The organism is Aeromicrobium sp. (assembly GCF_023146395.1).
GTDB lineage: Bacteria > Actinomycetota > Actinomycetes > Propionibacteriales > Nocardioidaceae > Aeromicrobium.
Genome location: NZ_JAGLCD010000006.1, coordinates 146,950 through 160,936, shown reverse-complemented (window position 1 = coordinate 160,936; position 13,987 = coordinate 146,950). Strand labels below are relative to the sequence as shown.

14 protein-coding genes are annotated in these 13,987 nt (G+C 70.5%); all 14 read right to left on the bottom strand.

Annotated features, from left to right (window positions below):
* Positions 1–37: 37 nt before the first annotated feature.
* Entirely contained in the window at positions 38–1,129 is a 1,092-nt protein-coding gene (secF, locus tag KAG51_RS05895; RefSeq protein ID WP_290581609.1) for a protein translocase subunit SecF, read from the bottom strand.
* On the bottom strand, positions 1,129–2,754 hold the full coding sequence (secD, locus tag KAG51_RS05890) for a protein translocase subunit SecD (protein WP_290581607.1): 1,626 nt from the start codon (positions 2,752–2,754) through the stop codon (positions 1,129–1,131). Before secD ends, secF begins: the two co-directional genes overlap by 1 nt.
* A complete protein-coding gene (gene yajC / locus KAG51_RS05885) occupies positions 2,754–3,050 on the bottom strand; it encodes a preprotein translocase subunit YajC (protein ID WP_290581605.1) in 297 nt (98 codons plus the stop codon). Before yajC ends, secD begins: the two co-directional genes overlap by 1 nt.
* Before the next feature lie 133 nt (positions 3,051–3,183).
* A complete protein-coding gene (ruvB, locus tag KAG51_RS05880) occupies positions 3,184–4,263 on the bottom strand; it encodes a Holliday junction branch migration DNA helicase RuvB (RefSeq protein WP_290581603.1) in 1,080 nt (359 codons plus the stop codon).
* A gap of 10 nt (positions 4,264–4,273) precedes the next feature.
* Positions 4,274–4,867, bottom strand: a complete 594-nt coding sequence (gene ruvA / locus KAG51_RS05875) for a Holliday junction branch migration protein RuvA (protein WP_290581601.1) — start codon at positions 4,865–4,867, stop codon at positions 4,274–4,276.
* Entirely contained in the window at positions 4,864–5,394 is a 531-nt protein-coding gene (gene ruvC / locus KAG51_RS05870) for a crossover junction endodeoxyribonuclease RuvC (protein ID WP_290581599.1), read from the bottom strand. Before ruvC ends, ruvA begins: the two co-directional genes overlap by 4 nt.
* A 52-nt stretch (positions 5,395–5,446) precedes the next feature.
* The gene (locus tag KAG51_RS05865; protein WP_290581597.1) at positions 5,447–6,211 is read right to left on the bottom strand and encodes a YebC/PmpR family DNA-binding transcriptional regulator; all 765 of its coding nucleotides are present in this window, start codon (positions 6,209–6,211) and stop codon (positions 5,447–5,449) included.
* 19 nt (positions 6,212–6,230) lie between these two features.
* The gene (pdxT, locus tag KAG51_RS05860; RefSeq protein WP_290581595.1) at positions 6,231–6,827 is read right to left on the bottom strand and encodes a pyridoxal 5'-phosphate synthase glutaminase subunit PdxT; all 597 of its coding nucleotides are present in this window, start codon (positions 6,825–6,827) and stop codon (positions 6,231–6,233) included.
* Positions 6,828–6,984: 157 nt separating this feature from the next.
* The gene (gene pdxS, locus KAG51_RS05855) at positions 6,985–7,896 is read right to left on the bottom strand and encodes a pyridoxal 5'-phosphate synthase lyase subunit PdxS (RefSeq protein WP_290581593.1); all 912 of its coding nucleotides are present in this window, start codon (positions 7,894–7,896) and stop codon (positions 6,985–6,987) included.
* Between the two features lie 9 nt (positions 7,897–7,905).
* Entirely contained in the window at positions 7,906–9,555 is a 1,650-nt protein-coding gene (locus tag KAG51_RS05850) for an FAD-dependent oxidoreductase (protein WP_290581592.1), read from the bottom strand.
* Between the two features lies 1 nt (position 9,556).
* A complete protein-coding gene (locus KAG51_RS05845) occupies positions 9,557–10,594 on the bottom strand; it encodes a diiron oxygenase (protein WP_290581590.1) in 1,038 nt (345 codons plus the stop codon).
* 112 nt (positions 10,595–10,706) lie between these two features.
* Positions 10,707–11,342, bottom strand: a complete 636-nt coding sequence (pgsA, locus tag KAG51_RS05840; protein ID WP_290581588.1) for a phosphatidylinositol phosphate synthase — start codon at positions 11,340–11,342, stop codon at positions 10,707–10,709.
* Positions 11,343–11,375: 33 nt separating this feature from the next.
* Positions 11,376–11,921, bottom strand: a complete 546-nt coding sequence (locus tag KAG51_RS05835; protein WP_290581586.1) for an HIT domain-containing protein — start codon at positions 11,919–11,921, stop codon at positions 11,376–11,378.
* An 84-nt stretch (positions 11,922–12,005) separates the two neighbouring features.
* Positions 12,006–13,979, bottom strand: coding sequence for a threonine--tRNA ligase (gene thrS / locus KAG51_RS05830; protein ID WP_290581584.1), 1,974 nt, complete (start codon positions 13,977–13,979; stop codon positions 12,006–12,008).
* Between the last annotated feature and the right edge of the window lie 8 nt (positions 13,980–13,987).

The following is a 13,987-nucleotide window of genomic DNA, read 5'->3' as shown; positions in this document are numbered from 1 at the left end:
TACTGGGACGCGGGTCAGCGCGGGACGGAACCCGCGATCACCGGCCGCGGCGCTGCTGCCGGCTCGAGCGTTGCGGTTGCCGGCGCCCGGCGGCGGCCGAGGTCGCGACGGGACGAGCCGTGGCCGGCGCGACCGCGTCCGGGGTCTCGAGCTCCTTCGCGCGGCGCTTGAGCACCTTGGCCGTGTGCTCGCGGATGGCCGGATCGCGCTCCTTGAGCTGGACCGCGATCGGCGTCGCGATGAAGATCGAGGAGTAGGTGCCGACGGCCATGCCAACGAACAACGCCAGTGCCAGGTCCTTGAGCGGGCCGCTGCCCAGCACGCCGACTCCGACGATCAGCAGGGCCCCGACGGGCAGCAGCGCCGTGATCGAGGTGTTGATCGAGCGCACCAGGGTCTGGTTGACGGCGAGGTTCGCCTGCTCGGCGTAGAGCCGGCTGGTCGACGCCGTGATGCCGCGGGTGTTCTCGCGCACCTTGTCGAACACGACGACGGTGTCGTAGAGCGAGTAGCCCAGGATCGTGAGCAGACCCGTGACGGTCGCCGGGGTCACCTCGAACCCCGACCAGGCGTAGATCCCCACCGTGATGACGAGGTCGTGGGCCAGCGCGACCATCGCCGCGACCGACATCCGCCACTCGCGGAAGTAGGCCCAGATGAAGAGCACCACGATCACGAGGAACACGACCAGGCCGGTGGCGGCCTTCTTCGCGACCTCGGCGCCCCAGGACGGGCCGACGAGATTCTGGCTCACCTCGGTCGCCCCGGCCGAGGCCAGGGCGTCGGCGACCTGCGAGGTCTCGTCCTGCGTCAACGCGCTGGTCTGCACCCGGATCGCGCTGTCGCCCGAGGTGTTGACGACCGGCGAGGACGCGGCGTCGAGCCCGGTGTCGATGACGGCTTCACGCAACCGGTCGACCGACGCGGAGCTCGCGTCGCTCACCTGAGCCGTGAACTCGACACCGCCCTTGAAGTCGATGCCGCGCTCGAGCCCGTTGACCCCGAGCCCGGCGGCCGAGCCCAGGACCAGCACGGCACTGATCGCGTACCAGAGCAGGCGCCGTCCGACGAAGTCGAACGAGACCCGGCCGGTGTAGAGGTGCTGACCGAAGCTGCTGAGACGTCCCATCAGGACCGGCCTCCCTTCGCCGTGGCGAACTCCGTGACCTTGCGACCCTCGATGCCCAGGTGCGCGGCGTCGAGTCCCGACAGCTGGTGGCCCTGGCCGAAGAACTTCGTCCGGGCGAGCACCGACATGAGCGGCTTGGTGAAGAAGAACACCACGAGGATGTCGACCAGGGTCGTCAGGCCGAGGGCGAAGGCGAATCCGCGCACGACGCCGATCGCGAAGATGAACAGGATGAACGCGGCCAGGAAGGAGACCGCGTCGGCGGCGAGGATCGTCGACCGCGCGCGCTCCCAGCCGGCCTCGACCGCAAGCCGCAGCGACTTGCCGTCGCGCACCTCGTCACGGATGCGCTCGAACAGCACGATGAAGGAGTCGGCCGTGATGCCGATCGCGACGATCAGGCCGGCGATGCCGGGGAGCGTGAGCGTGAAGCCCATCGCCTGTCCCAGCAGGAGCACCAGGCCGTACGTGATGGCGGCGGCGACGCCGAGTGACGCGACCACCACGAGGCCGAGTCCGCGGTAGTAGAAGAGTCCGTAGACCAGCACGAGTGCCATGCCGATCGCGCCGGCGATCAGACCCGCCTGCAGCTGGCTGCCGGCGAGCGTCGGACCCTCCACGGAGACGCCGTTGACGACGAAGGTCAGCGGCAGGGCGCCGTACTTGAGCTGGTTCGCGAGATCGACGGCGGTCTCCTGCGTGAAGCTGCCGCTGATCTGCGCCTTCCCGTTGGTGATGTGCGCGTTCGACGTCGGTGCGGTGATGACCTCGCCGTCGAGCACGACCGCGAATCGCCCCTGTGCCGGGGTCAGCGCCTCGGTGACGGTGTCGAACGTGTCGCTGCCCTCGCCGTCGAGCTCGATGTCGACGACCCACTGCGCCGTGTTCTGCGGGATCGCGGCGTTCGCGTCCTTGACGTGGGACCCGCCGATGACGGCCGGGCTCAGCACCATGACCTCACCGGTCTTCGGGTCGCACGTGACGATGGGCTCGTCGGGGGTGTCGACGACCGACAGCTCGCCCGGGCTGCACACGAAGGCCTGGGCCTGCTGCTGCAGCGCCGCGACGGCGTCCTGGTACTCCGCCGGCAGGGCGGCGGGCGTCTGGGTCTCGCCGGCGATGAGCTGGTCGAGGCTCAGGGCCGACCAGTCGGCGGCGTCGACGGTGGCCTGCGCCTGCTGGGCCGCGGCATCGTCGAGCGCCTGGCCGGTCGAGGCGACCTGCTGCTGCCACACGAGCCGGAACTGCAGCTGCGCGGTGCGGCCCACCTGGTCGACGATGTCGCCGCGTTCCTGGCCGGGGATCTCGATGACGATCTGGTTGCCGCCCTGCGTCGTGACCTCGGCCTCCGAGACTCCCGTGGCGTTGACGCGCTGATCGATGATGTCGCGGGCCTGGCTGAGGTTGGCGGCCGTGACGTCTCCACCGCTCGACTCGGCCTGCAGGGTGATGCGGGTGCCTCCCTGCAGGTCCAGGCCAAGCCGCGGCTGCCACGTGCCGTGGCCACCGCCGTCCTCGAGGTCGATGAATCCGACGAGCGCGAACATCGCCACGACCCCGGCGAGGAACAGCAGCAGCGTGCGTCCCGGGCGACGCACCTGGCGCCCTCGCGCGGGGGCGGCCATCAGAGACCTTCCGGGGTCTCGGGATCGGCGACGGGCTCAGGGGTCACGACCTGGCCGATCGCCTGGCGGTGCACACGGATCTCGACGCCGGGCGCGATGCTGAGCACCGCGTCGGAGTCGTCGATCGAGACGATCTCGGCGAAGATGCCGCTCGTGGTCATGACCTGCAGGCCGGGTTCGAGCCGGCCCTGGAGCGTCGAGTACTCCTGCTGGCGACGTCGCTGCGGCCGGATGATGAACAGCCAGAAGACGACGACGATCAGCAGCAGCGGGATGAAGCCGGCCAGTTCGGACACGCGAGAAGCTCCAGACGAGGGGTGAGGACATCGGCCGGCGCCGGGCGCCGCGCCGATCGGCCTGTGGGCCATCGGGAAGTGTAGACGCCGTGGCGCCGTGCTCGCCGCCACGCGACCGGGATTCAGCGAGAAATCAGAAATCGTCGCTGACTGCGTCGTCGTCGAGCAGCGGCAGCTGCGGGTCGGCGCTGGCCGGCGGGGTGAGCCCGAGGTGGCGCCAGGCCGCCGGGGTGGCGACACGTCCACGTGGGGTGCGGGCCAGGAACCCCAGGCGCACGAGGTAGGGCTCGGCGATCTCCTCGACCGTCTCACGTTCCTCGCCGACCGCGACGGCCAGCGTGGAGACCCCGACGGGTCCTCCGCCGAAGCTGGCGCACAGAGCACGCAGCACTCCCACGTCGAGGCGGTCGAGCCCGAGGTCGTCGACCTCGTAGAGCGCCAGCGCCGCGCGCGCAGCGTCGAGGTCGAGCACGCCGCCGGTGCGCACCTGCGCGTAGTCGCGCACCCGGCGCAGGAGCCGGTTGGCGATCCGCGGGGTGCCCCGGGACCGTCCGGCGATCTCGCTGGCCCCCTCCCGCGTGAGGTCGAGGGCGAGCAGGCCGGCCGAACGGGTCACGATGCGGTCGAGATCGGACGCTTCGTAGTAGTCGAGCTGGGCCGTGAAGCCGAACCGGTCGCGCAGCGGACCCGGCAGCAGCCCGGCCCGCGTCGTGGCCCCCACGACGGTGAACGGCGGGATCTCCAGAGGGATCGCCGTGGCACCGGGCCCCTTGCCGACGACGACGTCGACGCGGAAGTCCTCCATCGCCATGTAGAGGAGCTCCTCGGCCGGGCGGGACATGCGGTGGATCTCGTCGATGAACACGACGTCGCCCTCGTTGACGCCCGAGAGGATCGCCGCGAGGTCGCCGGCGTGCTGGATGGCCGGGCCGCTCGTGATGCGCAGCGGCGCCGCCAGGTGGTGGGCGATGATCATCGCCAGCGTGGTCTTGCCGAGCCCCGGCGGGCCGGAGAGCAGCACGTGGTCGGGCACCGAGCCGCGCGCGGTGGCCGCCTCGAGCACGAGCGCGAGCTGCTCCCGCACGCGGTCCTGGCCCACGACCTCCTCGAGGCTGCGCGGGCGCAGCGCCGCCTCGTAGGCCCGGTCGTCGGTGCCGGCGGCGGGCGCGACGATGCCGACCTCTCCGGTCTCCACCGGCTCGTCGTCCCTCATCGGCGCCCCCTCATCGCGACCGCGCGAGTGAGCGGAGGGCGTCACGCAGCGCGGTGGCGACGTCGGGCTCGGCGCCGTCGGCGAGCTCGGAGGCCACGGTGTCGACGGCCGACTCGGCGTCGCGCGCGCTCCAGCCGAGGCCGAGCAGCGCCTCGTGGACCTGCTCACGCCAGGCGGGTGCCCCCGTGGCGCTGGCGGTGGTGGCCAGGCCGACGCGATCCTTGAGCTCGACCACGATGCGCTCGGCGCCCTTCCGACCGATGCCGGGCACGGACGTGAGGACGGCGAGATCGGACTGGGCGATGGCCGAGCGCAGCCGGTCGGGGTCGAGCACCGACAGCATCGCGAGCGCGACCTTGGGGCCGATGCCGCTGGCGGTCTGCACGAGCTCGAACATGTCGCGCTCCTCGGTGCTGCCGAAGCCGTAGAGCGTCATGGAGTCCTCGCGGACGACGAGCGTGGTGCTGACCGTGGCCTCCTGGCCGAGCCGCAGCGTCGCGAGCGTGCCGGGGGTGCTGCGGACGAAGTACCCGACACCGCTGACGTCGAGGACGGCTCCGTCGAGCTGGATCGCGACGACCGTGCCGCGCAGAGACGCGATCATCGGCCCGCCCTCGCCAGGGCGTCGGCCAGCCGCTGCTGCGCTCCCCCGCGCCACACGTGGCAGATCGCGATCGCGAGCGCGTCGGCGGCGTCGGCGGGCTTGGGGGTCTCGGTGAGCCGCAGGATGCGCGTGACCATCTGCCCGACCTGCGCCTTGTCGGAGCGGCCGCTGCCCGTGACGGCGGCCTTGACCTCGCTCGGGGTGTGCAGGTGGACGCCGAGTCCGTGCCGGGCCGCAACCGCCATCGCGACGCCGCTGGCCTGGGCCGTGCCCATGACGGTGCGGACGTTGTGCTGGGCGAAGACCCGCTCGATCGCGACCGCCTCGGGCCGGTGCTCGGCGATGGCGGCCTCGATCCCCTCGGCCAGCAGCAGCAGGCGCCGTGCGACGTCGAGGTCGGCCGGCGTCCGGACGACACCCACGTGGACGAGGTCCATCGGACGACCGACCGACCCCTCCACGACTCCGACACCACAGCGCGTGAGGCCGGGATCGATGCCCATGACCCGCAGTCCGACCGAACTCATGTTCGACAGCCTAGGCGGCGGCACCGACGCACTGCGGCACGACACGCCCGTGTCAGGCCTGGGCCTGCTCCATGACCTCGTCGGTCGCGTCGAAGTTGGCGAAGACGTTCTGCACGTCGTCGCAGTCCTCCAGCGCGTCGATCAGCCGGAGCACCTTGGTGGCGCCGTCGACGTCGACCTCGACCTGCACCGAGGGCACGAACGAGGCGTCGGCCGAGTCGTAGTCGAGTCCCGCCTCCTGCAGCGCGGTGCGGACGGCGACCAGGTCGGTGGGCTCGCAGACGACCTCGAACGCCTCACCGAGGTCGTTGACCTCGTCGGCGCCGGCGTCGAGGACCGCCAGGAGGATGTCGTCCTCGTTGGTCGGTCCGCCCTCCTGCTCGGCCGGGACGATGATGACGCCCTTGCGGTGGAACAGGTAGGAGACCGATCCCGGGTCGGCCATCGTGCCGCCGTTGCGCGTCATGGCCGTGCGGACCTCCATCGCGGCCCGGTTCTTGTTGTCGGTGAGGCACTCGACGAGCATCGCGATCCCGTTGGGGCCGTACCCCTCGTACATGATCGTGGTGTAGTCGACCGCCTCGTCGCCGATGCCGCCACCGCGCTTGACCGCGCGGTCGATGTTGTCGTTCGGGACCGAGGACTTCTTGGCCTTCTGGATCGCGTCGTAGAGCGTGGGGTTGCCGTCGGGGTCGGGGCCGCCGGTGCGGGCCGCGACCTCGATGTTCTTGATGAGCTTGGCGAACATCTTGCCGCGCTTGGCGTCGACGACCGCCTTCTTGTGCTTCGTGGTGGCCCACTTGGAGTGCCCTGACATGGCGCGTCCCCTCTGTTCTCTACTGCGTGACGAGATCGACGAAGAGACCGTGCACCCGGTCGTCGTCACCGACCTCCGGGTGGAAGGCGGTGGCGAGCAGGTGGCCCTGTCGAACCGCGACGATCCTATCCGCGCCGGCCACCTCGACCGAGGCCAGCACCTCGACCGACTCCCCCGCCTGCTCGATCCACGGGGCCCGGATGAACACCGCATGGACCGGATCGGCGAGCCCCGCGAGGCTCAGGTCGCCCTCGAAGGAGTCGACCTGGCGCCCGAACGCGTTGCGCCGCACCGTCACGTCAAGCCCCCCGAAGGTCTCCTGGTCCCGCGTGCCGTCCTTGACCCGGTCGGCCAGCATGATCATCCCCGCGCACGTGCCGAACGTGGGCATGCCGCTGCGGATGCGGTCGACGATCGGCTCGAAGAGCTCGAAGGTCCGCGCGAGCTTGAACATCGTGGTCGACTCCCCTCCCGGGAGCACCAGGCCGTCGCACTGCGCGAGCTCGCTGGGCCGCCGGACCGTGATGGCCGTGGCGCCCAGCCGTTCGAGCGCGGCGACGTGCTCGCGCACGTCGCCCTGCAGGGCGAAGACACCGATCGTCGGCCGAGAAGTCACCGGATCACCCTAGTGACCGCCAGCGGGCGTGGCAGACCCGACCAGCCGCTCCGCGACCACCGGTCGAGCGCAGCGAGACAAGCGGCTCGGTGCGAGCGCCAGCGAGCACCGAGAAAGCGGCGAGGAACGAGCCGCGGAGCGACGAAGTCGTTGCCGCTTACCAGCCGCGGGTCTCGAGGCGGTGCGGCTCGGGGATGTCGGAGACGTTGATGCCGACCATCGCGTCGCCGAGTCCGCGCGAGACCTTGGCGACCACGTCGGGGTCGTCGTAGAACGTCGTGGCCTTGACGATCGCCTCGGCGCGCTCGGACGGGTTGCCGGACTTGAAGATGCCGGAGCCGACGAAGACGCCTTCGGACCCGAGCTGCATGACCAGCGCGGCGTCGGCGGGGGTCGCGATGCCGCCGGCCGTGAAGAGCGTGACGGGGAGCTTGCCGGTCGCGGCGATCTCCTTGACCAGGTCGAACGGCGCCTGCAGCTCCTTGGCGGCGACGTAGAGCTCGTCGTCGCGCAGGCCCTGGAGACGACGGATCTCGCCCGTGATCTTGCGGATGTGGGTCACGGCGTTGGAGACGTCGCCCGTGCCGGCCTCGCCCTTGGAGCGGATGAAGGCCGCACCCTCGGTGATGCGGCGCAGCGCCTCGCCGAGGTTGGTCGCGCCGCAGACGAACGGGACGTTGAACGCCCACTTGTCGATGTGGTTGGCGTAGTCGGCCGGCGTCAGGACCTCGGACTCGTCGATGTAGTCGACGCCGAGGCTCTGCAGGATCTGGGCCTCCGCGAAGTGGCCGATGCGCGCCTTGGCCATGACCGGGATCGAGACGGCGTCGATGATGCCGTCGATCAGGTCGGGATCGCTGGCCCGCGCCACGCCACCCTGGGCGCGGATGTCGGCCGGGACCCGCTCGAGCGCCATGACGGCCACGGCGCCGGCGTCCTCGGCGATCTTCGCCTGCGTCGCGTCGACGACGTCCATGATGACGCCGCCCTTCAGCATCTCGGCCATGCCGCGCTTCACGCGAGAGGTGCCGACCTCGCTGGGGGTGCTGGGGGTCTGTTCGGTGCTCACCGGATCAGTCTACCGAGCCGCCTTGGCGGTCCTGACGACGTCCGCCATCGCGAGACGGTCGACGACCTTGCGCCGGGGACGGCCCTGCTCACGCCCGGCTCGACGCTCGTGCGCGTCGAGCAGCAGCCAGTCAGCCCGGTCGAGCGCGGCCCCGTCGTGCAGGACCGGTCGGGGCCGGCCGGCCGGCACCACACGACCCGTCGCGACGTCGGTGAGCAGCGCGTTGACGGTCTCGAGCGAGCACGACTTGTTGGTGCCGATGAACCCCGTGGGCCCGCGCTTGGCCCATCCCACGACGTACGTGCGCGGCAACAGCTCGCCACCCGGCTCGGCCAGCACCCGCCCGTCGATGTTCGGGATCCGGTGGAGTGCAGGGTCGAACGGGACGCCGGGGACGGGGGTCGAGCGATAGCCCACCGAGCGCAGCACGCACGAGGTGGCGATGACCTCGCGCTCCTGCATGGGCACGGCGACGACCGCGCCGTCGGCTCGCGTCTCGAGCGAGGTGTGCACGACTTGCAGGCCCTCGACCACGTCGTCGCCGATGACGGCTTCCGGTGCTGCCAGGAACCGCAGCACGACGCGCCGGCGCGCCGGGTCGACCACCGGGACCGAACCGTCGCGCAGCAGGGCCGACTTCTGGTCGTCGCCCCCCAGCAGCTCACGCTGCTCGACCACGACGTCGATGTCGCGGTGGTGCAGCAGGCCGACCATCTCCGGCACCGTGAAGGCGGCCTGGGCGGGCCCCCGCCGCGCCACCAGCACGACCTCGCGCACCGCGCTCTGGCGCAGGGCAGCGAGCGCGTGGTCGGCGATGTCGGTGCGGGCCAGCTCGTCGGGCTCGCTGAGGATCACCCGGGCGACGTCCAGGGCGACGTTGCCGTTGCCGACCACCACGACGCGCTCGGCCTGGAGGTCCAGCGGCGCCTGCACATGATCGGGGTGGCCGTTGTACCAGGCCACGACCTCGGTGGCGGTCGCCGTGCCGGGCAGGCCCTCCCCGGGCACCCCGAGCTGCCGGTCGGCCGGCGCACCCGTGGCGTAGACCACCGCGTCATGGCTGGTCAGGAGCTGGTCATGGGTCACGTCGCGGCCGACCTCGACGCCGAGGCGGTACGCGAAACCCGGCTGCGACTCGATCTGTGCGAACAGCCTTCCGATGTCCTTGGTGTGCTGGTGGTCGGGCGCGACGCCCGCCCGCACCAGGCCGTGCGGCGTCGGCAGCCGGTCGAGCACGGTGACCCGCACGCCGCGCTGCTTCAGGAGCTCGTCGGCCGCGTACAGCGCGGCCGGGCCGGCCCCCACGATCGCGACGTCGAGCGACGTGCCCTCCGGCACCCGCACGACCGGCGGCACGGGCGCCTGCGCCGGGCGGGTGGCCGACTCCAGGCCGTTGCCCGCGTCGGAACCGGCATGGAAGAGCGCATTGAGCTCCATGAACACGAGCTCGTCGTCATCCAGCTTGGTGTGCGGCTTGATCGCGCCGACGGGGCAGGCCCGCACGCACGCCCCGCAGTCGACGCACGAGACGGGGTCGATGTAGACCATCTCCGCCGTGGCGAAGTCCGGCTCGTCCGGGGTGGGGTGGATGCAGTTGACCGGGCAGGCGAAGACGCACGAGGCGTCGCCGCAGCACGGCTGCGTGACGACGTGGGGCACGTCAGGCTGCGTCGACCGCGACCGGGTCGACCAGCGCGGCCGGCGGCTCGCTGCGGTATCGCGAGGAGCGGCCGTCGATCTTGAGCCGGCGCCACACCCGGCGCGACGCGCGCGTCATGAGGCCGGACTCCTCGGCCAGCATGCGCACATCGCTGAACAGCTCGGCCAGGAACTCCTGCGACTGCGGCGAGTTCCAGTACAGCTCGTCGAGCACGTGCTTCGGCACGCCCATCTCGGTGCGGAGCTCCTTCGGCGGGATCAGGATCGCGTCACCCAGCACCCGCATGATCACGGGGTACAGCAGCGCGACGATCTGCCGCTCGACGCGGCCCAGCCGCGGGCCGTTGCGCATCACGTAGGCGTGCGCGAAGGAGATGTGACGCGCCTCCTCGGCGACGTGGATCTGCATGATCCGCGCCAGGACCGGCGGCAGCTGCTTCGAGCCACGCAGGACCTGCTTCTGGGTGTGGTCGATCGGCTCCTCCCCGGCCAGCACGCCGATGAAGAACGCGACCGGGAAGCGGGACGCCACGAGCGGCAGGAGTCCGGACACGGCGCGCATCCACCGGGGCATGCCCGGGACGTCGACGCCGATGCGGTTGACGCCCTGCTGGAACATCTGCGTGTGGTGGCACTCCTCGGTGGCCTCGTGGGTGAGGTAGCGGTACTCCTCCGACCCGTTCGGCTGGGTGAAGACGTACTGCATGATGCCGCGGATCAGGATGTTCTCGAACTGCAGGCCGACCTTCATGATGTTGGCCTGGCGCCACATGCCGATCTCGATCTGACGCTCGACCGGCAGCCCCTTGTACCAGGGGTGTGAGCCGAGCGGATCGATGCCGTCGGGGAGGATCCACCGCTCGTCGGTGGGGTCGACCTGGAAGTCCGGGTGGTCCCACGGGATGTCGATGAACGCGTCGAAGTGACGGTCGACGGACGCCTGGGAGAGCTGGCGCAGGGTCTGGGCGTACTCGGCTCCCCCGAGGGTCGGCAGAGCTTCCTGGGTCTGGTCGAGGTCGTGCGCGTCAGTCACGGTCATACCCCGAGTATGGGCAGGCCAGCGGCTATGTGTCAACGCCAATGGCACATAGATCCTGTCGGCGACTCCTGGCCCCTGACCTGCGCCGATGAGTCACACGGGCCGGCGTCGCTCAGTCCAGGCCGGGGTCCAGCACCGCCTGACGGTGCACGATCGCCATGCGCTGGAAGACCGTCACGAGGCTCGCGAGCGCCAGGGCCCACAACGTGATCTCGGTCAGGAAGTCCCAGCCCAGGAGGCCGTTGAAGCCGGTCATGACCAGGATCGCCACGAGACGGTCGGCACGCTCGGCGATGCCGCCCTTGGCCTGCATCCCGAGGCTCTCGGCCCGCGCCCGCGCGTAGGACGTGAGGCTGCCCAGCACGAGGCACGCCAGGCTCAGGTAGAAGTACCAGCGCACCTCCCCCAGGTCGGCCTCGGCGTGTACCGAGACGTAGTAGATCGCCAGACCCCCGAAGATCGCCGCGTCGCCGACCCGGTCGAGCGTCGAGTCCAGGAACGCGCCCCACTTGCTCGACTGGCCGGACTGGCGCGCCATGTAGCCGTCCATGATGTCGCTGAACACGAACGCCGTGATGAACATGACGCCCCAGAACAGCTCACCGCGCGGGAAGAAGAACAGGGCACCGAACACGACACCGGCCGTGCCGACGATCGTGACGTGATCGGGCTTGACGCCCCACTTGAGCAGGAGGTTCGCCAAGGGCGCCCAGACGTTGGTCCAGAACTGGCGGAAGCGTTCGAGCATGTGCGGTGTCCTCCCCGGACATCGAGGGTGGGCTCAGGCGTCGTCGGACCACGCCGCCGCGAGCAGGTCGCGCGTGTCCTCGAGCAGCTGGGGCAGCGTCTTGGTCTGGCCCAGCACGGTCATGAAGTTGGCATCGCCCGACCATCGCGGGACGACGTGCTGGTGGAGGTGCTGCGACAGCGAGCCGCCCGCGACACCCCCGAGGTTGAGGCCGAGGTTGAAGCCGTGCGGCTGCGACACGCGTCGGATCGCCCGTAGGGCGTGCTGGCTCAACGCGGCGACCTCCGCCGTCTCCTGCGCGGTCAGGTCGGTGTAGTCGGCGACGTGCCGGTTCGGCACGACCATCAGGTGACCGGGGTTGTACGGGTACAGGTTGAGCACGACGAAGCACGCGTCGCCCCGGTGGACGACGAGCTCGGACTGTGCGCCCCCGGCCGCGATCCGGCAGAACGGGCAGGACGGGTCGGCGCCCTCAGCGAGCGCGAGTTCACCCGCGTCGGCCTCGGACTCCTCACCGCGCACGTACGACATGCGATACGGCGTGTACAGCCGTTGCAGGCGGTCTGGTCCCTCGGTCACGTCGGCCACCCTAGTGCGTGCTCGACGGCCGAACCTGAGGGGTTGCGGGTGCCGGGACACCCGCAACCCCTCAGGTTCAGTTCGTCAGACCTGGCTACGGGACTCCACCGCGGCGACGATGCGGGCGACGGCCTCATCGAGCGGGACGCCGTTCTCCTGCTCGCCGCTGCGGAAGCGGAACGAGACCGCCCCGCCCTCGACGTCGTGGTCGCCCGCGAGGAGCATGAACGGCACCTTCTGGGTCTGGGCGTTGCGGATCTTCTTCTGCATCCGCTCGTCGGACTCGTCGAGCTCGAAGCGGATGCCGGCGGCCGTGAGTCGCTCCCCCAGCGCCCGCAGGTGCTCGGTGTGCCGCTCCGCGACCGGGATGCCGACCGCCTGGACCGGCGCGAGCCACGGAGGGAAGGCGCCCGCGTAGTGCTCCACGAGCACGCCCATGAACCGCTCGATCGAGCCGAACTTGGCCGAGTGGATCATGACCGGCTGCTGCCGTGACCCGTCGGCGGCGACGTACTCGAGATTGAACCGCTCGGTCGAGGGCATGTTGAAGTCGTACTGGATCGTCGACATCTGCCAGGTGCGACCGATCGCGTCGCGCGCCTGCACCGACACCTTCGGCCCGTAGTACGCCGCTCCGCCGGGATCGGGCACGAGCTCGAGCCCGGTCTCGAGGCAGACGTCTTCGAGCACCTGGGTCGCGGTGGCCCAGTCCTCGTCGGAGCCGATGAACTTGTCGGGCTTGGAGTCGTCGCGGGTCGAGAGCTCGAGGTAGAAGTCGTCCATCCCGAAGTCGCGCAGCAGGCTCAGCACGAACCCCAGGAGGTGGCGGATCTCGTCGGGCGCCTGCTCCGGGGTGACGTAGGAGTGCGAGTCGTCCTGCGCGAAGCCCCGCACGCGGGTCAGGCCGTGGATCACGCCCGACTTCTCGTTGCGGTACACGTGCCCGAACTCGAACAGGCGCAGCGGCAGCTCGCGGTACGAGCGCTGGCGCGACCGGAAGATCAGGTTGTGCATGGGGCAGTTCATCGCCTTGAGGCGGTACGGCTGCCCGTCGAGGTCCAGCGGGGGGAACATGTTCTCGCCGTAGTAGGGCAGGTGACCCGAGGTGTAGAACAGCTCCTCACGCGAGACGTGCGGTGTGCCGACGTACTCGAAGCCCTCCTCGATGTGGCGGCGACGGACGTAGTCCTCCATCTCGCGCTTGATGACGCCACCCTTGGGATGGAAGACCGGCAGGCCCGAGCCGATCTCGTCGGGGAAGCTGTAGAGGTCGAGCTCGGTGCCGAGACGGCGGTGGTCGCGGCGCTGCGCCTCCTCGATGCGGTGGAGGTGCTCCTCCAGCGCCTCCTTGCTGGGCCACGCGGTGCCGTACAGGCGCTGGAGCTGCTTGTTCTTCTCGTTGCCGCGCCAGTACGCCGCCGCCGAGCGCATGAGCTTGAACGCCGGGATGCGCTTGGTGGTGGGCAGGTGCGGGCCCCGGCAGAGATCCTTCCAAGCCAAGGACCCGTCGCGCTTGAGGTTGTCGTAGATGCTGAGGCCGCCGTCACCGACCTCGACGCTGGCCCCCTCGGCGGCGTCCCCTGCCGAGGACTTCAGGCCGATGAGCTCGATCTTGTACGGCTCCTCGGCGAGCTCGGCGCGGGCGGCGTCGTCGTCGATCTCGCGACGGGAGAACTTCTGGCCCTCCTTGACGATCTTGCGCATCCGGGTCTCGATCTTCTCGAGATCCTCGGGCACGAACGGCTCCGGGACGTCGAAGTCGTAGTAGAAGCCGTCGGTGATCGGCGGGCCGATGCCGAGCTTCGCGTGCGGGAAGAGCTCCTGCACGGCCTGCGCCATGACGTGGGCCGTGGAGTGCCGCAGGATGTCGAGACCATCGGGCGAGGCGATGTCGACCGGCTCGACGCTCTGCCCGTCGACCAGGTCGGTCGCCAGGTCGCGCAGCTCCCCGTCGATGCGGGCGGCGATGACGTCGGGCGTCTCGCTGAACAGCTGCCAGGCCTTGGTCCCAGGATCGACGACCCGGGCCTCACCATTGACGACGACGTTCACGGACATGCCGAACT

What these genes read in the sequence shown, in the direction of transcription:
- ruvC (WP_290581599.1), bottom strand. Translation starts at nt 5,394, where the DNA reads ATGAGTTCGGTCGGACTGCGGGTCATGGGCATCGATCCCGGCCTCACG.
- thrS (WP_290581584.1), bottom strand. Translation starts at nt 13,979, where the DNA reads ATGTCCGTGAACGTCGTCGTCAATGGTGAGGCCCGGGTCGTCGATCCT.
- pgsA (WP_290581588.1), bottom strand. Translation starts at nt 11,342, where the DNA reads ATGCTCGAACGCTTCCGCCAGTTCTGGACCAACGTCTGGGCGCCCTTG.
- ruvA (WP_290581601.1), bottom strand. Translation starts at nt 4,867, where the DNA reads ATGATCGCGTCTCTGCGCGGCACGGTCGTCGCGATCCAGCTCGACGGA.
- ruvB (WP_290581603.1), bottom strand. Translation starts at nt 4,263, where the DNA reads ATGAGGGACGACGAGCCGGTGGAGACCGGAGAGGTCGGCATCGTCGCG.
- KAG51_RS05865 (WP_290581597.1), bottom strand. Translation starts at nt 6,211, where the DNA reads ATGTCAGGGCACTCCAAGTGGGCCACCACGAAGCACAAGAAGGCGGTC.
- KAG51_RS05845 (WP_290581590.1), bottom strand. Translation starts at nt 10,594, where the DNA reads ATGACCGTGACTGACGCGCACGACCTCGACCAGACCCAGGAAGCTCTG.
- secF (WP_290581609.1), bottom strand. Translation starts at nt 1,129, where the DNA reads ATGGGACGTCTCAGCAGCTTCGGTCAGCACCTCTACACCGGCCGGGTC.
- secD (WP_290581607.1), bottom strand. Translation starts at nt 2,754, where the DNA reads ATGGCCGCCCCCGCGCGAGGGCGCCAGGTGCGTCGCCCGGGACGCACG.